The sequence below is a fragment of the Hominisplanchenecus sp. genome (genome assembly GCF_046967715.1).
Taxonomy (GTDB): Bacteria; Bacillota; Clostridia; order Lachnospirales; family Lachnospiraceae; genus Hominisplanchenecus; species Hominisplanchenecus faecis.
The window spans coordinates 1-23,277 of record NZ_JBKVNQ010000028.1; the positions used below are offsets into that span (position 1 = coordinate 1).

General features: G+C 47.1%; 18 protein-coding genes. 2 read left to right on the top strand and 16 right to left on the bottom strand.

Annotated elements, in window-relative coordinates:
* Nucleotides 1-41: 41 nt before the first annotated feature.
* From ACLTL4_RS05680 to nrdR, 14 genes are all read right to left on the bottom strand, one after another.
* Nucleotides 42-791: an amino acid ABC transporter ATP-binding protein gene (locus ACLTL4_RS05680; protein ID WP_022119310.1), complete on the bottom strand. Its 750-nt coding sequence runs from the start codon at nt 789-791 to the stop codon at nt 42-44.
* Nucleotides 781-1,461, bottom strand: a complete 681-nt coding sequence (locus tag ACLTL4_RS05685) for an amino acid ABC transporter permease (RefSeq protein ID WP_022119309.1) — start codon at nt 1,459-1,461, stop codon at nt 781-783. The genes ACLTL4_RS05680 and ACLTL4_RS05685 overlap by 11 nt, the downstream gene beginning before the upstream one ends.
* A 22-nt stretch (nt 1,462-1,483) precedes the next feature.
* The gene (locus ACLTL4_RS05690; RefSeq protein WP_022119308.1) at nt 1,484-2,254 is read right to left on the bottom strand and encodes a basic amino acid ABC transporter substrate-binding protein; all 771 of its coding nucleotides are present in this window, start codon (nt 2,252-2,254) and stop codon (nt 1,484-1,486) included.
* 152 nt (nt 2,255-2,406) lie between these two features.
* A complete protein-coding gene (locus tag ACLTL4_RS05695) occupies nt 2,407-3,309 on the bottom strand; it encodes a radical SAM protein (protein WP_412290821.1) in 903 nt (300 codons plus the stop codon).
* A complete protein-coding gene (gene asnA, locus ACLTL4_RS05700; RefSeq protein ID WP_022119306.1) occupies nt 3,306-4,313 on the bottom strand; it encodes an aspartate--ammonia ligase in 1,008 nt (335 codons plus the stop codon). The genes ACLTL4_RS05695 and asnA overlap by 4 nt, the downstream gene beginning before the upstream one ends.
* A 60-nt stretch (nt 4,314-4,373) precedes the next feature.
* A complete protein-coding gene (uraA, locus tag ACLTL4_RS05705) occupies nt 4,374-5,633 on the bottom strand; it encodes a uracil permease (RefSeq protein WP_022119305.1) in 1,260 nt (419 codons plus the stop codon).
* Between the two features lie 36 nt (nt 5,634-5,669).
* Nucleotides 5,670-8,888, bottom strand: a complete 3,219-nt coding sequence (gene carB, locus ACLTL4_RS05710) for a carbamoyl-phosphate synthase large subunit (protein WP_412290820.1) — start codon at nt 8,886-8,888, stop codon at nt 5,670-5,672.
* A gap of 235 nt (nt 8,889-9,123) precedes the next feature.
* Nucleotides 9,124-9,879 carry an amino acid ABC transporter ATP-binding protein gene (locus ACLTL4_RS05715; protein WP_412290818.1) on the bottom strand — a complete coding sequence of 252 codons (756 nt, stop codon included), beginning with the start codon at nt 9,877-9,879 and terminating at the stop codon, nt 9,124-9,126.
* A gap of 10 nt (nt 9,880-9,889) precedes the next feature.
* On the bottom strand, nt 9,890-10,540 hold the full coding sequence (locus tag ACLTL4_RS05720; RefSeq protein WP_022119302.1) for an amino acid ABC transporter permease: 651 nt from the start codon (nt 10,538-10,540) through the stop codon (nt 9,890-9,892).
* Nucleotides 10,541-10,651: 111 nt separating this feature from the next.
* Complete coding sequence (locus tag ACLTL4_RS05725) at nt 10,652-11,533, bottom strand: amino acid ABC transporter substrate-binding protein (RefSeq protein ID WP_147631265.1); 882 nt, start codon at nt 11,531-11,533, stop codon at nt 10,652-10,654.
* Nucleotides 11,534-11,654: 121 nt separating this feature from the next.
* Nucleotides 11,655-12,452 (bottom strand): hypothetical protein, encoded by a 798-nt coding sequence (locus ACLTL4_RS05730; protein ID WP_022119300.1) that lies wholly within the window; start codon nt 12,450-12,452, stop codon nt 11,655-11,657.
* A gap of 20 nt (nt 12,453-12,472) precedes the next feature.
* Complete coding sequence (locus tag ACLTL4_RS05735) at nt 12,473-13,648, bottom strand: DUF5716 family protein (protein WP_412290815.1); 1,176 nt, start codon at nt 13,646-13,648, stop codon at nt 12,473-12,475.
* Between the two features lie 27 nt (nt 13,649-13,675).
* Complete coding sequence (locus tag ACLTL4_RS05740; protein WP_412290813.1) at nt 13,676-17,236, bottom strand: DUF5717 family protein; 3,561 nt, start codon at nt 17,234-17,236, stop codon at nt 13,676-13,678.
* A 102-nt stretch (nt 17,237-17,338) separates the two neighbouring features.
* Nucleotides 17,339-17,788 carry a transcriptional regulator NrdR gene (gene nrdR, locus ACLTL4_RS05745; protein WP_022119298.1) on the bottom strand — a complete coding sequence of 150 codons (450 nt, stop codon included), beginning with the start codon at nt 17,786-17,788 and terminating at the stop codon, nt 17,339-17,341.
* Between the two features lie 408 nt (nt 17,789-18,196).
* On the opposite strand from nrdR, the gene ACLTL4_RS05750 reads away from it, so the two are divergent.
* On the top strand, nt 18,197-18,454 hold the full coding sequence (locus tag ACLTL4_RS05750) for a PRC-barrel domain-containing protein (RefSeq protein ID WP_022119297.1): 258 nt from the start codon (nt 18,197-18,199) through the stop codon (nt 18,452-18,454).
* Between the two features lie 61 nt (nt 18,455-18,515).
* On the opposite strand, the gene ACLTL4_RS05755 is transcribed toward ACLTL4_RS05750, so the two are convergent.
* Nucleotides 18,516-19,946, bottom strand: coding sequence for an SH3 domain-containing protein (locus ACLTL4_RS05755; protein WP_022119296.1), 1,431 nt, complete (start codon nt 19,944-19,946; stop codon nt 18,516-18,518).
* A 245-nt stretch (nt 19,947-20,191) separates the two neighbouring features.
* Here ACLTL4_RS05755 and sigG point away from each other — a divergent pair, with 245 nt between their 5' ends.
* The gene (gene sigG / locus ACLTL4_RS05760) at nt 20,192-20,968 is read left to right on the top strand and encodes an RNA polymerase sporulation sigma factor SigG (protein WP_022119295.1); all 777 of its coding nucleotides are present in this window, start codon (nt 20,192-20,194) and stop codon (nt 20,966-20,968) included.
* Nucleotides 20,969-21,206: 238 nt separating this feature from the next.
* Here the strand turns inward: sigG and thrS are convergent, their stop codons facing one another.
* The gene (gene thrS / locus ACLTL4_RS05765; protein ID WP_215659085.1) at nt 21,207-23,138 is read right to left on the bottom strand and encodes a threonine--tRNA ligase; all 1,932 of its coding nucleotides are present in this window, start codon (nt 23,136-23,138) and stop codon (nt 21,207-21,209) included.
* Nucleotides 23,139-23,277 lie beyond the last annotated feature (139 nt).

The window sequence follows — 23,277 nt, forward strand, 5'->3', positions numbered from 1 at the left end:
TCTGACACCCATGCCGTTTTCTGTATTTCGATAAATTCTCTTTAAAGAACTTTACTCAGGAAACTCTGAAGTCTCTCTGTCTTTGGTGCCGTAAAGATCTCTTCCGGCGTTCCTTCTTCTACGATCTTTCCTTCCGCCATAAAGATCACACGGTCGGAAACTTCTCTTGCAAATCCCATTTCATGGGTTACCACGACCATGGTCATGTGCTCTTTGGCAAGATCTCGCATAACATTTAACACTTCTCCGACCATCTCCGGGTCAAGTGCGGAAGTCGGCTCGTCAAAAAGCATCACTTCCGGATTCATACACAGGGCACGCACGATGGCGATTCGCTGTTTCTGTCCGCCGGAGAGCTGGCTTGGATAAGCATTTGCACGGTCAGCAAGTCCTACTCGCTCCAGAAGTTTCATAGCCTGACCTTCTGCTTCGTCTTTGCCGCGTTTCTGCAGTTTCATCGGGGCGATCGTCATATTTTTCAGGATCGACATATGTGGAAACAGGTTGAAATGCTGAAATACCATTCCCATTTTCTGACGGTGCATATCAATGTCCGTCTTCGGATCCATCAGATCTTCCCCCGCAAAAATGATACGTCCGTCCGTCGGATCTTCCAGACGATTCAGACAGCGAAGAAATGTACTTTTACCGGAACCGGAAGGTCCGATCACACAGACAACCTCGCCTTTTTTGATGTCGGTGCTGACACCGTTCAGTGCATGTACGCTGCCGCCGAAAGTCTTGGTCAGGTTCTGAACCTGGATCAGGGTCTCTTTTTTCTCAACGCTCACTGTTACGCAGCCTCCTCTCTAAAATGGATACCAGCTTTTCAAAGAAAAGCACCATGATCAGATAGATCGCTGCCACCATAAGAAGCGGGAACAGAGCATTGTATGTCTGGCTTCGAATGATATCTCCGCCTTTCGTCAGATCCTGAATGGCTATGTATCCGGATACGGAAGTTTCTTTTAAAAGTACGATAAACTCGTTTGCCAGTGCCGGAAGCACGTTTTTCAGTGCCTGCGGCAGGATAATGTAGATCATGGTCTGTGTATAGTTAAAGCCCAGGCTTCGGCCTGCCTCAAACTGTCCGTCATCAATCGACATGATACCGCTTCTTATGATCTCTGCCACGTACGCACCGGAGTTGATACCGAATGCCATGACTGCAACGATAATTTTATTGATATCCACGCTTGCAAATACGACAAAATAAATGATAAGGAGCTGTACCAGTACTGGTGTTCCTCGTATTACGGTAAGATATACTTTTGCCAGAAAATTCAATATTTTCCCTTTTCCTGTCTTGTCATAGGTTGAACGGATGACTGCGATCAGGAATCCGAGAGCAATACCGAGAATGACTGCAAAAAAGGTAATCTGCAGTGTCGTTCCCAGACCGTTCACAATGTATTTCCATCTGTTATCTTTAATAAAATTCAAGTATAATTGTCTTGACATGGCATTCCTCTGTCACTTTCTTTTATTCCGCTGTGATATACTTGTCAACGATCTTATCCAGCTCACCGGAATCTTTCAGTTCGCCGAGTGCAGTGTTGATCTTATCCAGCAATTCATCATTTCCTTTTGCTACTGCGATCGCATAATCTTCTTCGGTAAATGCTTCATCAAGCATCTTCAGGCCTTCGTTTTCTTTCACGAATACTTTTGCCGGTTCTCCGTCGATGACAACGGCATCGATTTTGTCCTGAGTAAGTGCCTGTACGGCCTCGAAACCTTTGTTGTAACGCTCTACGGTTGCATCTTTGATGTCACCTGCATAAATATCACCGGTGGTACCAAGCTGTACACCGATCTTTTTGCCTTCCAGGTCATCCGGACTTGCAATATCGCTGTCTTCTTTTACGATAACAACCTGTGTTGCATGTGCGTAAGTATCAGAGAAATCCACATTTTCCAGGCGGTCTTCGGTAACGGTCATACCGGCCAGTCCAATATCTGCCTTACCAGATGTTACAGCCGGGATGATAGAATCAAATGCCATATCTTCGATCTTCAGCTCCATACCCAGCTTGTCTGCTACGGCTGCTGCGATATCTGCATCGATACCTACGACATTTTCGCCTTCATAATATTCATATGGCGGGAACTCTGCATTGGTAGCCATAACCAGTGTGCCGCCTGCTGCATCAGAAGAAGCTTCGCTTCCTGTTGTTTCTGCAGTCTTGCTTCCGCATCCTGCCATAGTAAGTACCATTGTTCCAACCAGTGCTGCTGCAATCAGTTTTTTCATAATTTCTATTCCTCCTGAATTATAATAAGCTTGTCCGAAATTTCTGTCTTTTCCATCATCCGGACTGCTTCCTTGCTCTGCGTCTGAGTTTAACACTGTTTCAAAGTAATGTCAACGGAATTGATGCATAGAAAGTCAAATTACTGCATATTTTATGCTTTTATGCCCTCTCCGTCAAACGGTGGAATATAGCAAACTTTCGCACTTTCCATTTCCTGCATGTAGCCGTTCTCCACGCCAAGTTCGACAGCAAAATCCAGCAGCTTTTCGTACTCTCTTTTTGTCACTCTCCGATTCAGTTCCGGATAGTTATCAAGTCCGCCAAGCGGTGTATACTGACACATCAGGCTGATCGCCGCCTGATCTTTATAAGTATCGTATACATATTTTACCACCTCTTCTGCTTCCTTACGGTGCGACGGCAAAAGCAGATGGCGGACCAGCACACCACGCTTCATCATGCCATGTTCATCGTATATCGTCTGCGGCTGCTGACGCATCATCTCGGCAAGTGCCGCCTTTGCCGCCTTTGGATAATCTTTGGCATGCGAATATCGCAGGGCACTTTCCGGCGACATATACTTAAAATCCGTAAGATAAATATCAATCAGGCCAGTCAGCTGTTTTAAGACTTCCACTTTCTCATATCCGCTGCAGTTATAAACAAACGGAAGGTCAAATCCTCTCTCTTTTGCCATACGGATTGCGGACATGATCTTGTCCGCATAATGGCTCGGTGTGACAAGATTGATATTTTCCGCTCCCTGTTCTTTGAGTTCAAAAAAGATGTCCACCAGGCGTGAAAGGCTGATCTCCTCTCCCATCCTCCCGGCTGCGATCTCGCGGTTCTGACAGTAAACACAACGCAGGGTACAGCCTGCAAAAAAGACGGCACCGGAACCGCCCTTCCCGGAAATACATGGTTCTTCCCAAAAATGAAGGGCAGCTCTCGCCGCCCTGATGCCTTTTCCTGTCATACCGCAGAAACCCATCTGTCCATTTTCCCTCTCTGCCTTACATTCCCGCGGACAGAGACGGCATTTCTGATCGATCATAACAAGCAGATTCCTGCCTTTTCACATGCGTTCAGTGTCTCTTCATCCCAGATCGATGCCTGTACTTCGCCGACATGTGCCTTACCGAGCAGAAGCATGCAGACTCTGGACTGTCCGATACCACCACCGATCGTCAGAGGCAGTTTCTCTTCCAGAAGCATTTTGTGGAACAAAAGTTCTCTTCGATCTTCGCATCCTGCTTTTGTCAGCTGCTCTGCCAGAGATTTTGCATCGACACGGATTCCCATGGAAGATACCTCCAGGGCACAGCCCAGTGTCTCATGCCAGAACAGAATATCTCCGTTCAGTGCCCAGTCATCGTAGTCCGGTGCTCTGCCGTCATGTGGCTCACCGGACTTCAGTTTGTCACCGATCTTCATGATAAAAGCAGTTCCGTGTTCTTTTACAAACACATTTTCACGCTGCTTCGGTGTCAGATCCGGATAACGGTCCTCCAGCTCCTGTGTTGTGACAAATGCAACATCACGGTTCAGTTCCAGCTCCAGCTGCGGATAATAGTATTTCAGCTCATCCAGGGTATTGCAGATCACGCCGACAATTCTCTTGACAACGGCTTTCAGGTAGTCCTCGTTGCGGTCGCTGCGGTCGATGACTTTCTCCCAGTCCCACTGATCCACGTAACAGGAGTGAAGATTATCAAGCTCCTCGTCTCTGCGGATGGCATTCATGTCTGTCAGAATCCCCTTTCCAACACGAAAATCATAGCGGTAAAGCGCCATACGTTTCCATTTTGCCAGAGAATGTACAACCTGTGCCTCCACGCCAGCTGCCGGGATTTCAAAAGAAACCGGTCGTTCCACTCCGTTCAGATCGTCGTTCAGTCCGGATGCCGGATCTACAAACAGCGGAGCTGTGACTCTTTTCAAACGCAGTGCCATACAGAGTTTCTTCTGCATCATTTCTTTGATGATCCCGATTGCATCCTGTGTCTCATACATAGAGAGCACGGAATGATAGTTTTCCGGAATAATTACCTGATTCATCTTTCTTACCTCCTGTTTGTGGCAGGCTCCCGCAAGAGAAGCCTGCCGCTGTGTTCATTTTTATTTCTGCGGCTGATCGTTTGTCAGTCCGAATTTATCAAGAATATAAAATACCAGGCTCATTGCCATAGCAACAACGCATGCCAGTACCATTCCTGTCATTTCCACATTGCCGATCTTCAGTGCAATGCCGGAAAGCCCTGTCACAAATACTACCGATGTGAGCACCAGATTTCTGGAACGGCTGTAATCTACTTTTCCGTCTACCAGCAGACGGATACCGGATGTACCGATCATACCGTAAAGCAGGAAGGATACCCCTCCGATAACCGGACCCGGGATCGTGCTGATCAGTGCGGAGAGCTTACCAAGGAAGGAACAGCAGATGGATAAAACGGCCGCCCCGCCGATCACCTGCACGCTGTAGACACCGGTCATCGCCATGACACCGATGTTTTCACCGTATGTCGTGGTCGGCACCGATCCTACCAGACCGGAAAGCATGGTGGAAAAGAAGTCACCGAACAAAGTCCTGTGCAGTCCCGGTTCTTTTAAAAGATCTCTTCCGATGATCTCACTTGTCACAACCTGATGTCCGATATGCTCCGACACGACCAGAAGCAGTGCCGGAAATACCGTCATGATCGCTTCCAGGTTAAACTTCGGATACTGGAAATTCGGCAGTGCGAAGAAGGATGCCTGTACAACTTCCGTAAAATCGAGGATACCACACGCCGCAGCTGCCACATAGCCGGAAATAATCGCAATCAGGATCGGGATCACACCGAGGAACCCGCGAAAAAGGATCTGTCCAAACACGGCAACGCCAAGTGTCACCAGAAAAACGATCACGTTTTTCGGATCAATCACTTCATCCAGCAGGCCGGCATTGCTTGCGGCATTTCCCGCAAGCTCCAGCCCGATGAGGGCTACAACCGGTCCCATGGCTGCTGTCGGCAACACGATATGAATCCATTTTGTGCCGAATTTCCGAATGATCAGTGCAACAATGATACCACCAAATCCGATGGCAACAAAGCTTCCCAGTGCATACTGGTAACCGAATTTCTCAATGACCAGCCCCGCCGGAACCAGAAATGCAAAACTGGAACCCAGGTACGCCGGTGCTTTTCCTTTTGTTACAACGATAAAGACCAGTGTGCCGACACCGTTCATCAGAAGCACGATCGCCGGACTGATTCCAAACAGAAACGGTACCAGCACCGATGCTCCGAACATGGCAAACATATGCTGAAGACTCAGCGGGATCAGCATCTTTACAGGTACTTTCTCGTCCACCTGAATGATTTTTTTCTCCATTTTTTCTTTCTCCTGTTATTTTTATAACACAGGCTCTTATTTGATCCTTGCATGCAGATCCTGCAGGGAAACAACTTCTCTGCTGCTCTGTTTCTGAACCGTCAGGATACCTTCTGCACTTGCAAGAGCTGCTGCCATGGTCGTAATATACGGAACACGGCTCTTGATGCAGGCTCTTCTCACATAGCTGTCATCCGGTCCCTCTTCTTCACCCTTCGGTGTATTTACAACAAGATCGACTTTGCCGTTAGTGATGATATCATAGATATTCGGGCGACCCTCTGACATCTTGTATACAAACTCTGCCGGAATGCCTGCTTCTTCAATGATCGCTTTTGTATGCCTGGTTGCAATGATCGCAAAACCTGCTTCGTGGAAACGTTTTGCCACTTCTGCAACTTCTGCTTTCTCACGGTCGCCGACACTGATCAGAACGGTTCCTGAGAGCGGAAGCGGACTCTTGGTTGCTTCCTGTGCTTTGAAGTAAGCTTCGCCGACGCTCTGTGCCAGTCCGAGCACTTCACCTGTCGAACGCATTTCCGGTCCTAACAGCGGATCTACTTCCTGGAACATATTGAATGGAAAGACTGCTTCTTTGACACCGTAATACGGAATCTCGCGGTCTTTCTGATCTTTGATCGGTGACTCTTTCCCGGTAAACTCAGAAGTGATGATCTCGGTTGCCAGCGGTACCATAGAGATTGCACATACTTTGGAAACCAGCGGCACCGTTCTGGATGCACGCGGATTTGCCTCAAGCACATAGACAACGCCGTCCTCGATCGCATACTGCATATTCATCAGACCTTTGACATGCATCTCTTCTGCAATTTTCTTCGTGTACTCTTTGATCGTCTTTAAGTTTTCTTCGGAAATGTGTCTGGACGGAATGATGCATGCGGAGTCTCCGGAATGTACACCGGCAAGCTCGATATGCTCCATAACAGCCGGTACGTAAGCATGTTCGCCGTCGCTGATCGCATCTGCCTCGCACTCCATTGCATGACGCAGGAAACGGTCGATCAGGATCGGACGGTCCGGTGTCACACCTTCTGCTGCTTCCATGTAAATTTTCAGATTTTCCGGATCATATACAACTTCCATGCCGCGTCCGCCAAGTACATAGGAAGGACGTACCATAACCGGATAGCCGATGCGTTCTGCGATCGCCAGTGCCTCATCTACATCTACTGCCATGCCTGCTTCCGGCATCGGGATCTGAAGTTTGTCCATCATTGCACGGAACAGGTCACGGTCTTCTGCCATATCAATGACAGCCGGTGAAGTACCAAGGATCTTCACGCCGTATTTTTCCAACTCTGCGGAAAGGTTCAGCGGTGTCTGTCCGCCAAACTGTGCGATCACACCGAGCGGCTTCTCTTTCTTGTAAATGCTCAGAACATCTTCCAATGTCAGCGGTTCAAAATACAGTTTATCAGATGTATCGTAGTCTGTTGATACCGTTTCCGGGTTGCAGTTTACGATGATCGTCTCAAATCCGGCCTTTTTCAGAGCCATTGCAGCATGTACGCAGCAGTAGTCAAATTCGATACCCTGTCCGATTCGGTTCGGACCGCCGCCGAGGATCATGATCTTGTTCTTATTGTCACTTGCTTTGCTCTCATCCTTGATATGATAAGAAGAATAGTAATAAGCACTGCCTTTGGTTCCGCTTACGTGAACACCTTCCCATGCCTCTTCGATGCCGTAGCCGATACGTGCATTGCGGATTTCTTCTTCGGTCACTTCCAGGATCTGGCTTAAATATTTATCAGAGAATCCATCCAGTTTTGCCTGACGCAGAGCTTCTTCTGAAGGAACACTGCCTTTGTCTGCAAGCAGAGCTTCTTCTTCCTCCACCAGCTCTTTCATCTGCTCGATAAAATAATGTTTGATCTTGGTCAGCTCAAACAGCTCATCCACGGTTGCATGTTTACGCAGTGCCTCATACATGATGAACTGACGTTCGCTGGTCGGAACAGACAGCATTTTCAGCAGTTCTTCCTTTGACTTTTCATGGAAATCTTTGGCAAATCCAAGGCCGTAACGTCCGATCTCCAGGCTGCGGATTGCTTTCTGGAATGCTTCTTTGTAAGTCTTGCCGATACTCATGACTTCGCCCACTGCACGCATCTGTGTGCCGAGTTTGTCCTGAACGCCTTTGAATTTCTCAAATGCCCATCTTGCAAATTTAATTACCACATAGTCGCCGTCCGGCACGTATTTGTCCAGTGTGCCGTATTTGCCGCACGGGATCTCATCCAGTGTCAGACCGGAAGCCAGCATTGCGGAAACCAAGGCGATCGGGAATCCGGTTGCTTTACTTGCAAGTGCGGAAGAACGGGAAGTTCTCGGATTAATCTCGATGACGATGATACGTCCGCTCTTCGGATCGTGTGCAAACTGTACGTTCGTACCGCCGATCACTTCTACTTCTTCTACGATTTTATAAGCCTGTCTCTGCAGCTCTTTCTGAACATCTTCTGAGATCGTCAGCATTGGTGCAGAACAGAAAGAATCTCCGGTATGCACGCCAAGCGGGTCAATATTTTCAATGAAGCATACGGTAATCATGTTATTCTTTGCATCACGGACGACTTCCAGCTCCAGCTCTTCCCATCCGAGAATGGACTCTTCGACCAGAACCTGTCCCACAAGACTCGCCTGCAGACCGCGTTCGCAGACCGTCTTTAACTCTTCTACGTTGTATACCAGACCGCCGCCGGCTCCGCCCATGGTATAAGCCGGACGCAGTACCACCGGATAACCCAGTTTGTCTGCGATCGCCAGAGCATCTTCCACGCTGTAGGCAACTTCACTGCGTGCCATCTCAATACCGAGCTTGTTCATGGTCTTTTTAAACTCAATGCGGTCTTCTCCACGTTCAATGGCATCTACCTGTACACCGATTACTTTCACATCGTAACGGTCCAGAACACCGGCTGCTGCCAGCTCAGAACAGAGGTTCAGTCCGGACTGTCCGCCAAGGTTCGGCAAAAGGGCATCCGGACGCTCTTTTGCAATGATCTGCTCCAGTCGTTCCACATTCAGCGGCTCGATGTAAGTGACATCCGCAATCTCCGGATCCGTCATGATCGTTGCCGGATTGGAGTTTACCAGAATGATCTGGTATCCAAGCTGACGCAGTGCTTTACAAGCCTGTGTACCGGAGTAATCAAATTCGCATGCCTGTCCGATGATGATCGGGCCGGAACCAATAATCAGTACCTTGTGAATATCATTTCTTTTACTCATATGCTTCTCCTGTCGTTTTGTTTTCTTACGTACATCCTGTTTCCGTCTCCGACTGCTGTACGGCCGGAGACCTACGTGGTCCTTGCAGACACAAATCCGCATGCATACATCCGTTTTGTGCCCACTTGTCCCATGCCTCGTTTTATTATACATGACAACCGCACAAAAATCTACTGCAAAAAACAGACAGAGAAATTTCTTTTTCTCTCTGCCTGTTTTTGCGTCAATATCCTCTTTAATCCTGGAACTTTCCAAGAAATTCTTTGATTCGCTGATTGTCCGATGTAAACAGTTCTTCCGGTGCTCCTTCTTTCACGATCACGCCATTTTCCATAAATACGATATGATCTGCCACATTTTTTGCGAAATTCATCTCGTGGGTTACGATGACCATCGTCATATGTTCTGCCGCCAGATCTTTGATGACCTTTAAAATCTCCCCGGTCAGCTGTGGATCGAGAGCTGAAGTCGGCTCATCAAAGAACAGGATCTTCGGATTCATGCACAGTGCCCTTGCGATCGAAACTCTCTGCTGCTGTCCGCCGGATAACTGATACGGATAGGCATCTGCCTTATCTTCCAGTCCCATTTTTTTCAGCAGCACTTTCGCCTGCTCCTGCACTTCTTTTTTCTCTCTTTTCTGCACACGGATCGGTGCATCACAGATATTCTTCATCACGCTGTAATGCGGGAAAAGGTTAAAGTTCTGAAAAACCAGCCCGTAGTAACTTTTCAGCTGTTTCAGTTTGCCCGGTGCTTCATAGACCGCCTCACCGTTCTGACTGTAAGCGGCACGCTCCCCAAGATAAGAAAGCTCTCCATCATCGATCTTTTCAAGCATGGTCGCACAGCGAAGCAGCGTTGATTTGCCCGATCCGGACGGACCGATGATTGCTACGACCTGTCCCTCTCTGACATTCAGGGAAATATCTTTGAGCACTTCCAGTTCATCGAAATGCTTTTTTATATGCTTCATTTCCAGATAATTCATAGATTCCCTCCTAACGATAATAGCTCAGATGCTTCTCGATCTTCTCCATGATCCATGCAACCAGAAAATTAAATACATAGTAGAAAATACCGGCTGCCACATACGGAACCATACTGGTCTGTGAAGATGCCAGTGCCTTTGCGATCGTAAACATCTCCGATACGGCAATCACAAAGGCAAGAGAAGTATCCTTGACCAGTGTGATGACTTCGTTTGTCACCGACGGAAGGATGCGTTTGATCACCTGCGGAAGAATGATATGTAAAAATGTCTGACTTTTGCTGTATCCTAAAATCTCTGCCGCCTCATACTGTCCAACCGGCATGGATTCGATTCCGCTTCGATAGATTTCCGCAAAATAAGCTGCATAATTAAGCACAAAACCGATCACCACCGCAATGTTTCGGTAAAACGGTGAAATTTTGATCCCGAACAGATAATACGGTCCGAAATAGACAACCATCAGCTGCAGCATCAGCGGTGTGCCTCGCATGATTGAAATATAAATTTTTGTAATCCCCTGAACAATACGTTTTTTTGACATTCGTCCAAACGCTATGACCATACCAAGTGGCAGGGAAAAAAGCAGTGTGATCCCGAAAATCCAGCAGGACGTCGCCATACCCTCTGCCAGCTTCATAAGCATCTGGCTGATACCCATAATAACTTCTCCTTTCTTTGCGTAAAACCATGAGAAATACACTTTGGTTCGTTGTCCGCATAAAAAGGGCTGCCGCAGATGCAACAGCCCGCCTTTTGTTCTCTGTCTGATTTACTGGATCGTTGTGATGTCTTTTCCGAACCACTTCTCGGAAATCTTTGCAGCCGTTCCGTCTGCCGCCATCTCTTCCAGTGTTGCCTGAACTTTATCACGCAGCCCGGTATTACCTTTTTTGAAGCCAATGCCATATTCTTCTGCTGCGATCACATCATCCAGGACTTTGAAATCTGCCTTACGGCTTGTGATCTGATAACTTGCCACAACGTCATCCATTGCGATCGCATCCACTGCCCCGGATTCCAGATCCATAAATGCCGTGTTGTAATCTGCAACCGGTGTCAGGCTTCCAAACGTGGAAGTCAGCTCACTGTTGTCGTTCAGTGCTGCTTCCGCACTGGAATCCGTCTGGACTTCTACGTTCTTTCCGGCCAGATCTGCCTCAGAATTGATGTCCGAATCTCCACGTACAACGAAGACCTGATTGTTTTTCATATAAGGCTTGCTCCACTCATAGTCGTCTTCACGGCCATTCATGGTGAAGCCATTCCAGATACAGTCAATCGTTCCGGCATCCAGCTCCATGTCTTTTGCATCCCAGGCAATCGGCTGATATGCAATCGTAAGGTTCAGACGTTTTGCAACTTCTGCTGCCATCTCCAAGTCAAACCCGGTAAACTCTCCGTCATCTCCGACAAATCCCATCGGTGGGAAATCCTGGTCAAATCCAACGGTGAACGTGCCATCTGTCTTGCTGGCATCGGTAGTTTCTGCATCTGCTGCCTGTGTATCGGCTGATGTTTCGTCTCCGGAAACAGCACTTTCTGCTGTTGTATCTGCTGCGGACTGCGTCTCTGCATTCTTGGAACCACATCCTGCCAACATTGCCGATACCATTGCTGCTGTTAACATAACGCTGACTGCTCTTTTTTTCATAATATTGCCATCCTCTCTCTTTTTGTATTTCAAGGGGTCTTCCCCTGTTTTACTGCTGTATGTGACCACTCTACCGTGGTAAAGTAATCAAATACTATCACATTATCAGGGCGATGTCAACTTATCTTCTGCTTTTATGATATTTTCTTTTTTCTTCCTGTAAAAACCTTGCCAGTGTTTCCTGACCGGCGTTTTCGATCTTCTGCATTTTTTCTGCCTTTGCCAGTACTTCCTGCTTCTCTTCTTCGATCTTGTCGAGCTGTTCTTTTGGCACTTTCAGCTCTTCGAGACGCTTTTTATAGTCTTCTTCCGACAGATACAGCGGCAAAATTGCCAGATAACTGCGGTACACCGCATTGGAGCGTACCATCTCATAAGACTGCCACAGACAGTCTGCGGCCTCGCGGAACAGGAACATCCTTCCGTACGCCCCCGCCATATTGCTCAGTACGCCTGCATAAAACTGAAGCCCTGTTTTCCCCTGATTGCGGTTTTGCAGGATCTGACGGTAAAGGCTGACCGCCCCGGAATACATGCCGTAATTGACCAGCAGATCCGCACGGATCTTCCTGCGGATATCCTCCGTCTGTACCTCCAGCTTGCCAATTTGCTCTTTTACCGCATACATCTCAGCCGCATTCAGATAACGTACTTCCCGGAAAACCGGCAGCACCAGCTCCGCAATACTCTCTGCGTCTTTCAGTTTCTCACGAAGATGGAACGCCAGCCTTTGCATGCCCAGCTCTCCTTCCAGCCAGTCACACAGTTTTTCATTCAGAATGCTCTCATCCAAAAGACTTACATTCTTCCAGAGATAAAAGCACAATTCTTCTATTGTATAAATATTGATATCAATACTCTCGATATAAAACGGATGTTTCGCCGCTTTCGCACGACACAACTGATACATTGCCATCATTCCTCCCTTTCCTCCCCTTTTCAGGAAAGGCTGATATTTGCTTCCCAGATTTTACCGGAAGACGGATACAGTTCACCAAGTCCAAGATCCTCCGCCCGCACCCTGCATCTGTCCGGTGCGGTAAAGGAAATGTCGAGCCGCAGTCTGGTTGCCCGTCTCGGTCGATCCGGAAGCTGGCTAAGAGCCAGGGTGTGTTCCATTTCTTCTCCCCGGACCGTTCTGGAGTAGATCACGACTTCCTTTTCATCGCCAAGCAAAAATTCACAGGTATGTCTCGCCATATACCAGTTGATCCCGGCATTCACCAGCGGATAATAGCCTTCCTGACCGCGGATTTCCATCCACATTCCGAGATTGTGCTGTATCATGTCATCGCTCAGATAGAGCGTATCTTTGCAGGCCGTCGCCCCGTTTTCTTCCATTGCCGCATAGCAGGCTCCCATGGTGTAGAGATTGTCTCCGCGAAAACTTCTCCGTTTTCTGCACAGAAAACGAAAAGATTTGTCCATCCATTCCCCTTCGAACTCTCTGCCGACCAGATAAACGGCAGAAAACGGCGTGTTTTCAAACATTTTCTCCAGATTTTTATGCAGAAGCGAATCCCTGAGGATCCCCCACTCTTCGTCCCCGCGTCCTTTTCTTGCTTTGTTGTCCAGATACAGCCGGAAACATTTTTCCGTCTTTGCAAGCACCGGTTTTGTCTTTCGCTCCAGCCAGAAATGCCATGCCGTGATGCAGTCTCTTTCGTATTCCAGTAATGCGACATGATACGTCAGAAGCTCTTTTTTCTGGTTCATCAGATAGGTATAAAAGCTCTCCAGATGTCCCTGCAAAAAAATGGCTGAGGACGGTATGCCAAGCTTTAAAAGTGCCGTGCGGATCACATCTGCCCAGATCCCTTTCATCTCGTGCATCGTCACCATAACCGTCATATGTTCCACAGACCCTGCACCTTTTAACAATGCAAAACATTCTTTCAAAAACTGATACAGTACTTCCACGCCTCTGGCATCTTTCCGTTCGACCAAAGAGAACAGATCGACCGGTGTCCTGATCAGGTAATCGTTTTCTTCTTTTTCCTCCTCTGACTGCATGACCATCAGCGGTGCACGGTCAGATTTACTGCAAAATGCAATCTGAGAATAATCCCGTCCGAGATCAATTCCCACTGAAATATTGCCATGTTCTGCCAACATACTTGTCGTTCCTTTCTCTGTCCGCTTTTATCTGACCGGCAGAAAATGCTCTGCCAGACTTTCTTTTTTCAGATATTCTTCTGCCTGTGCCTTAAACTCCGTTTCCTTTTTCTGTACAAATGCTCTGCACATCTCATTTAACATACCGTAACGGCTCTGCATGTCGTTATCTTCCGGCATTTCTGTCCTTGGCAGCAGTGTAAACGGACCGGACTGCGTTTTCTTCCCGTCCTTTTCCTCATGAATCATGCAGACCATTTTTTCACCGTAAAACAGGGTAAAATCTTTCTCAAAAATACCTTCGTATACATTATGCAGCATTTCCGTATGCTCCACGGAAGTGCCTTCTTCCTGATTTTCCAGCGTGTACGTCAGCATCACGATTGCCTTTGGATCGGTGCGGTACTCGATGATGCTGCGGTCCATAAGCTGAAGGGTACGCATCAGAGACACCGGCAGCTTTTCAAAGAATCCAAAGCACATATGCTTATCGCCGCACTCCTGAAGGATCTGTGACATCAGGATCAGCTGCTTTTCGGAAGCTTCCCCACATTCGGTACGGTACCTGAGATAAGCCAGTCTGCATGCCGGATCAACGGATTCGGATGCATTCATCCTTCGCTCAATCTCAGCAAAAACCGGCTTCTGCACGTCCATCCCTTTCACAAAATACTGGTAAGACATCAGATTCAGATAAGCCGCAAGCAACATCTTCTTGCCATACTTCCGGCGGTAGGATTCAAAGATCGGTTCCGTTTCTTCCATGCCCGTCCGCTCAAATGCCAGCATGATCAGGATTTTTTCTTCCAGTGCCATGGTATCCAGGTCAAAATTCTTGCCGGCTTTCCACAGGGTCTTCATCGTCTCCATCGGTCCGTCGTAACCTGAGAGCAGATAAGAAAGAATGGCCTCATCGTATTTTCCGTGGCAGAAACAGTAATGGCACAGATAGAGCAGCATTTCGTCCTCTTCCGGTCCCTGCTCCAAGATCCTGCGGCTGCACAGACGCACCAGAACGCCAAGCGGGATCTCTTCCGGTCCGAACCTGGATACCAGAAGGAATGCTTCTTTGCACATGCCTTCTCTGACCAGAAGTTCCACCGTCTTTGCCTTATCCACCGCCGCAAAAACCTCAAGATCCATATCGTGCAGGTGCTCATAGAGCGTATCATCCTGCAGATTATCATAATAATACTCCAGGATTTCTTTTCTTAGCTGCTGCTTGTAGTCTTCTTTTACATCCACGAACTCCAGCATGCCGAAAAAGTCTCGGATCTTCTCCTGTGTGATATCCCTTGATCTCTGTGCTTCTGTACAGGAATACAGCAGAAATCCCGGACTGTCCGGTGCGATCCTGCGGCACATAGAAAACATATCACTGCCCTTAAGCAGTCTGGTAATGGTATAATCAAATCCTTTTGTATGCCATCTTCCTTCGCGGTCGATGATAAAAATACAGGCATCTTCCGTATAGATCTGCACGTTTGCCGTATGTTTGGAGAAGATCACCGTCTGGATCTCTTCGAGCTGTCTGTGGACAACGGCAACTGCGGATGCATTTGGATCTTTACAGCAGATCTCACAGGTGAAAAGTGCATGGGAAAGATTCTCCGTCATCCTTGTATTTAACATGGATTTTGTGAGAAACTCCTGATAAATACACGCCAGCTCGCGGTTCATGCGTCCTGCCATCAGCTGATCCACCATATATTTCTCGATCGCCGCACGATAGCTGTCGTAGGTCTTTGGATCCTGTTCTTTATTGTCTATAATATTTTTATATAAAACTGCCTTTTTCACATAATCAAGGCTGCTGTTCTCATAGGAAAAATACATCCGCACCATCTGCGGCAGGAGTCCTGTCCGTTCTTTTCCCATGGACTCCACATAATATTCATACAATCCGGTCAGACGCAGTCCTTCGGCAACACCCTTTTCATACCAGTTAAAATAAGCAGCACCCACTTTATGTCCTTTGATCAGCAGACTGCAGATCGCACTGACCACACTCTTTGACGGATACTTGGTATAGCACTGGCACAGGATCTGATACATGGTCGCATCATAACGTCTCTGCCGTCCGGCAGTATCTGCCACCTGCATCACGAGTTCTTTATCCAGAAGATCGTTGCGGCAGATAAAACGCAGCACCTGAATCTCAAAATCATCCAGCTTCTTTAACAGAAGCGGTGACTTCCGAAACAGCGTGAACGCCTCCAGATACATCAGTCTGCTGCGGCAGCCCATTTTATACTGTCTTCGGATTGCTTCCAGTTTCTGTGACGGATGCTGCAGAAGATTCTCCTTCAGATATAACAGCACCCACTGAAGCAGCCATTCTTCCTGATTTTTCAGGTACAGATCCTGGATCTTGCTTTCGATATAATCAATATATTTCTCATCTTTATCATAAAGAGTCGTCAGATACTGATAATAGCCCTGCACGGCCGGACGGTCTGAGATCCTCCGTTTCTGCTCCAGCTTTTCAAGCAAAGGACAGGCGATCTCCGGCTGATCTGCCGCAAAATAGATCTGTACCTGATACAGCTTCATCATGATATCCTCTCCGCCTGCCTGTTCATAGCGTGCAAAAGCATCTTCCGCTCTGGCGATCCAGGTATTTAAGCTGATCTTCTTTAAGCGAAAATCCAGATAATCCCGGTAGAGACGCTCAATCTCCTTTTTCTGGATATGAGCTCTGTGATCGATCTCTTTTGCGGTAAATTTGCGTGCAGTCACTTCAAAGGTTTTCTTCCAGTTTCCGCTTTTTAAGATGATCCGGCCAAAATTGTGCCCGGCATGCATTCGTGCCGGATCGATCAGATAATCCAGAGTAAAACTGCTTCCAAGAAAATCATCCGGGCGGATCAGACTCTGCTCCGGCTGCAGAAATGCCGCATCCGAAAAGACTTCGATCTGCGAATAGCCCCATCCGTTCTTTACGATCTCAATCTGCTCCTGAATGACCGAAGCGATCTGTGAAAACTCCTGCCTTTCTTTTTTCAGTTCATATTTTATGGCACTCTTTTTCCCGGTGCTGATCAGAAACTCCTCCATAAGTTCCATGCTCATGGTCTTGCTCCTCAGTCCGCGGTTGAGAGCCTCAAACTGCGGATACTGCTTTTCGATCGTCCTTGTAAAACTCCTGGAGCAGAACATCGCATACGCTTTCTCGTAATGCTCCTTTGCCAGCTGTGCAAAAGAATCCAGCGTAAATGCCTCTCCTGCCGGAAGCTGCACCTTTTTCTGCATGATCGCAAAAGAAAAAGGAAGTGCTTTTTCTCCCATGTTCGTGCAGACGGTAAGACTTCCTTCCAGCACATCTCCGGCTTTCATTCCCGTAAAATCTACATCAAAAGACAGCTTCGGTTCAATCCCGGAAAATTCTCTCGGCTCACATGCCACGCGTGCATCCGAAGAATACAAAAATCCCCGGATCCTTTTCTGCTCTTTATTTTTTATTGTAAAACTGCCGAAAAACTTTTCTCCTGGTTTCACCACCGCACGAATCTCATCACAGGAAAAAAGAAGATCTGGAGTCTTATATTCATATATTCCATTCATCAGCTCTTCTATTCTTCGCTTCATGCTTTCTCCATTTCTCTGTGTGAATCTCACACATGATCGTTTATTTCTGCCAAATGCCATACAGATCGTTTCACATTCCGTACTTTCAGGTCTGACATCTGCTTACTCTAATATTTTCTTTAATTCATCCATAAAAGTATTGACATCTTTAAATTCGCGATAGACTGACGCGAATCTCACATACGCCACCGCATCCAGGCTTTTGAGCTTGTCCATAACGATCTCCCCTATGGTCTTGCTGTCAATCTCTTTTTCTTCGCGATTGAAAATCTCCGTTTCAATCTCATCGATCATCCCGTTGATCCTCTGTACAGAGATCGGACGTTTATAACATGCCCTTACGACTCCTGCTTCAATCTTGGACCTGTCATACTGTTCCCTTGTCAGATCTTTCTTGATCACGGTGAGCGGGATCGTTTCCACCTTTTCGTAAGTGGTAAAACGCTTTCCGCAGGCATCGCAAAGTCTCCTTCTGCGGATGGAACAGTTATCATCTGCAGGCCTTGAATCTACTACCCTGGTATTATCCTGATTACAAAACGGACATTTCATCTTTTTCCTCCTGACTGTGCCTGGTGTACTTTTCGTTTCAAGTCGAACGCACGTGAGACTTGGCATGCGATTCTGGTCAGCTTTGCTGACATTTACCCAACAGAATCGCTGTGCATTCTCGCGGAGCGTTTATCTTAGTCGGAGATTGCACTCCCACTAAGACAAATTTGTTGCTCGCCACTTATAGAAGTGGGAGTCTTCTCCGACTAAGATAAATCATCTAATGTGAAGTATAACGAATCCTGTTTTTACTGTCAATACATCTTTCCAAACTGTGCATACCCGCAAAAAGCGGAACCTCTTCTGCCCGGATCGCATAAACTATAGAAAAAACACTTTTCGAAAGCATCTGCTATCTTGTGTACATCGATCGGTTCGTTCTATTTCAAAGGAAGGTGTGGGGATTTTATGCGAATCTGTGAACTGCGGCAGAAAGAAGTGATCAACACCTGTACCTGCCGTTCTCTTGGCTGTGTATGCGATGTGGATATCGATATCTGTACCGGATTTGTGAAAGCAATCATTGTTCCCGGTCCGGCAAAGATCTGCTGTTTTCTCGGCCGCGATACCGAATACATCATTCCCTGGGAATGTATCTGCCAGATCGGTGCCGATATCATCCTGGTCGAGATTGAAGAAGAAAAATGCAGGAAGAAATGCGAATGATTTCCTCCTGCACATCTGTCCTCTTCCGCTTTGCTTTAAGATACAGCAACCTGCAACCTGATCATTTGCCAAGGTAGACATCTGCTTCTCTTGTACCAAAAGCCGCTGCTGCCTCGTGATCTACCATATAAATATCAATATGCCCATACGGTGTGCCGCGGTCTTCTACCGTATAAACCACATCATCTACGATCAACTTTGTCCCAAACGGAACACCGTACATGGCAACCGTCTGTCCCTGAATCGGAACGGTACCGCTTGCTGTGATGCCATTCGCAAACTCACCGCAGCAGATCTGGCATGCACAGTATGCTGTCAGCTTAAATTTGCCCAGATACTTTACCTTTTCCGAATGTGCTTTCTGTGTGGAAGTGAACGTATAATAAAGGGCTCTGTTCTCCTCCGGTCTGATCTCTTCCGTTGCCAGAGTCATATTTTTGCGTTTTGTCGCCTTTACGATGGCATCTGCCTCTTTACCGGTCAGAAGCAGCTCGCTTTTTACAAATCCACGCACATCACCAGACTCCACATAGCACCATTCCTGACCCTGATCTGCAAGAATATAACAAAGTCCGCCCTGCGGGATCACACCAACCACGCGTGCGTCGGTTGACTTCTCTTCCCGCACATTCAGCTCATTCTCCTTTGCGACCGCATTGACACGTTTTACAACCGTCTCCTGAATGGTCTTTTTCACGCTGGCATAAGCCGGATTCTCCTTCGGATCGATTTTTGCTTTCGCAAGTGTCATAAAACCTTCTTTTTTGAGTGCCACTTTGACTCTTACGACCTCACCGGTCAGAACGTTTTTATTTTTTACATAACCACGAACATTCCCGGACTCAACATAAGACCAGTTTTTTCCTTTCCAGAGTATATAACAGAGTCCGTCCTTTGCAAGGGTTCCGGCAACGTCTGCATGGCTGTTTTTCGCTGTATAGATCTTAAGATCCGCTTTTGCGAGAGCGTATTCCTTTGCTACCGTCTCAAAACGGAACGACTTTTCCAGTTCTTCCGGATCGATCACCAGCTTTTCAAAACGTTCATCGAACTTCTGCTCCGACATGGCATCCTTCTCACTCTTGGAAGAATCCTTTTTGTCTTTCGCCTTTTCTTTCTCCTTTTCACGCTGTGCTGCCTTTTCATCCAGGTCCTGATCTTTCTCTTTTGTATCCTCCGGATCTGTCTCATCTGGCTCAGACTGCTGCGTTTCGGTCTGTATCTCTTCGGACTCCTGTGTCTCTTCCGCCTTTGTATCTGCCGTCGTCTCACTCTCGGCTTCCGTAGCTCTGGTCTCCGGCTGCGGCGGTTCACTCTCCGTGCTCTCCGTGTTCTCTGTATCCTGTACAGAATCTGTTGTATTTTCAGAATCCTGCATCGTCTCCTGTGCGGTGTCCGCTCCCTTATCCGAGGCATCTACGCCGACCGGAAATGTCACTGCAAGGGACATCCCGAGAAGCAATGCAAGCATGCTCTTTCTGTTATTTAACATCGGTACTCCTTTTCTCCCCATAGTTTTTTCATTATAGCACTTTTACCTGCAAATTGCAAATCTGGGTGCTGCAGCGAGATTCTGCTTTCCATCTGCTGCTATCTCCGGTGGATTGCAGCGACATTCTTCCTTCAGCGATTATCATGTCAAGGTCTGATATTTTTTATATTTTCTGCAAAATCGCATATTTCTATTCGAAACGGAGAATTCTTTTATCAGGAATATAAATCAGGAGGATTTCGAATATGGCACTTAATAAAGTTGAGATATGTGGTGTGAACACAGCGAAGCTTCCTATGCTTACGCAAGAAGAAAAAGATGCTCTTTTTATTAAAATCAAAGCGGGTGATCAGGCAGCAAGAGAAACCTTTATCAAAGGAAACCTGCGTCTTGTGCTCAGCGTGATCAAACGTTTCGGTGCAAGCAATGAAAATGCAGATGATTTATTTCAGATCGGCTGTATCGGTCTGATCAAATCCATAGATAATTTTGATCCTTCTCTCATGGTAAAATTCTCCACCTATGCAGTACCGATGATCGTTGGGGAGATCCGAAGATACCTGCGGGACAACAGTGCCATGCGTGTCAGCCGTTCGCTTCGGGATACCGCCTACAAAGCGATCTATGCCCGGGAGGGGTATATGAAAAAGAATCTGCGAGAACCGACGATCAACGAGATCGCCTCAGAAATCGGAATTGCAAAAGAAGAAATCGTCTACGCCATGGATGCCATCCAGACGCCGGTCAGCTTATTTGACCCGGTCTATACCGAAGGCGGAGATTCTCTCTACGTGATGGATCAAATCAGTGATAAAAAGAATAAAGAAGAAAACTGGGTTGAATCAATCTCTCTTAGGGAAGCCGTAGAACGGCTTGGTGAGCGGGAACGCCATATCATTAAGCTTCGCTTCTATGAAGGCAAAACCCAGATGGAAGTGGCAAATGAAGTCGGCATCTCCCAGGCACAGGTCAGCCGCCTGGAGAAAGGGGCGTTGAAGGCGATGCGGAATTATTTACGCTGAGAAAGCGAAGAATTTTTGAATGTGCAAATGAACGAATTCCCCGAAGGGCACGTAAAAGTGCCTTCTTGGGAATTGTTCATTTTGCACATTATCAAAAGTTCTTGGCTTGCCAGATGTCTCCGAAGCGAAAATCTGATGGCAACGAAAGAAACTGAACGCTAAACAGAAGAGCCGTATCACTGCAAAACTGATCGATCTGACGGTAGCAAGGCTTCCTGTTTACGTATAATCAATTTCTTTATTTCTGCTCTTCAACCTCTACTTTACGGTTTTCGCGGTTTTTGATCTCTTCTGTGATCGCTGCGATAAAGTCATCCAGGCTCTTTGCACCTTCATCTCCTGCGAAACGGCTTCTGACAGAAACGGTATTTTCTTCTTCCTCTTTTGCCCCTACTACCAGCATATAAGGAATCTTCTGAAGTCTTGCTTCACGGATCTTGTATCCGATCTTTTCTGCTCTGGTGTCGATCTCAGTACGAATATTTGCTGCTTCCAGTGCTGCTTTTACTTTCTCACCGTATTCCATGTATTTATCGGAGATCGGCAGTACTTTTACCTGTACCGGGGATAACCAGGTCGGGAATGCACCTGCAAAATGCTCGATCAGGATTCCGATGAAACGTTCGATGGAACCGAATGCTACACGATGGATCATGATCGGACGATGTTTCTCGCCGTCTGCACCAATGTATTCGCAGTTGAATCGCAGCGGCAGCTGGAAGTCAAGCTGGATCGTACCGCACTGCCAGGTTCTTCCGATGGAGTCTTCCAGATGGAAGTCGATCTTCGGTCCGTAGAATGCTCCGTCTCCTTCATTTACTACATACGGCAGTCCCAGATCATCCAGTGCACCTCTCAGTGCTTCCGTAGCCATCTCCCAGTCTTCGTCACTTCCCATGGAATCTTCCGGACGGGTGGACAGTTCTACATGATATTTAAATCCAAACAGCTGATATACTTCATCGATCAGTCTTGCTACACCTTTGATCTCGTCACGGATCTGCTCCGGCATCATAAAGATATGAGCATCGTCCTGTGTGAAGCAGCGTACACGCATCAGTCCGTGCAGCTGACCGGATTTCTCATGACGATGAACCAGTCCAAGCTCTCCCATACGCAGCGGCAGATCACGGTAAGAACGCGGTTCTGACTGGTATACCAGGATTCCGCCAGGGCAGTTCATCGGTTTGATTGCGAAATCCGTGTCATCGATGACGGTTGTGTACATATTTTCCTTATAATGATCCCAGTGACCGGATGTCTCCCACAGATGGCGGCTAAGCATGATCGGAGTGGAAATTTCCACATAACCGTTCTTTCTGTGGATCTCTCTCCAGTAATCCAGCAGTGTATTTTTCAGAACCATTCCTTTTGGCAGGAAGAATGGGAATCCAGGACCTTCTTCACGCATCATAAACAGTCCAAGCTCTTTGCCCAGTTTTCTGTGGTCACGTTTCTTTGCTTCTTCCATACGGTTCAGATATTCTTCCAGATCTGCTTTCTTTGTGAAAGAAGTACCGTAAATTCTGGTCAGCATCTTGTTTTTCTCACTGCCTCTCCAGTATGCACCTGCAAGGCTGGTCAGCTTAAATGCTTTTACCGGTTTGGTGCTCATCAGATGAGGTCCTGCACAGAGGTCTACGAACTCACCCTGCTGATAGAAGCTGATTTCGGCATCTTTCGGAAGGTCTTCGATCAGTTCTACTTTATATGGTTCTTCTTTTTCTTTGAAATATGCGATTGCTTCTTCTCTGGACTTTGTGAAACGTGTGATCGGCAGAGCTTCTTTTACAATCTTTTTCATTTCTGCTTCGATCTTCACCAGATCTTCTGCTGTCAGCGGTGTTTCACTGTCCACATCATAGTAGAATCCGTCTGCCACGGAAGGTCCGATTGCAAGCTTTACACCCGGGTACAGTCTCTTGATCGCCTGTGCCATGATGTGAGAAGTGGTGTGATGGAATGCCCATGCACCGCCTTCGCTTTCAAAAGTCAGAATGTTTAAATTGCAGTCTTTGTCTACAACGGTACGCAGATCGACTAATTCGCCGTCTACTTCACCGGCACATGCCACTCTTGCCAGACCTTCGCTGATATCTTTTGCGATATCCAGTACACTCATTGCCTGATCATATTCTTTTGTTGATCCGTCTTTTAATGTAATAATCATCGTTTTATCTTCCTTTCTTTTATTTAAAACGAAAGCCCCCTGCAATGCACATCCGCAATGCAAGGGGCGAGTTTTCTTACCCGCGGTTCCACCCTGTTTGTCCCGTCTGTCTCTTGATTTAAAAATATTTCAGGCAGAC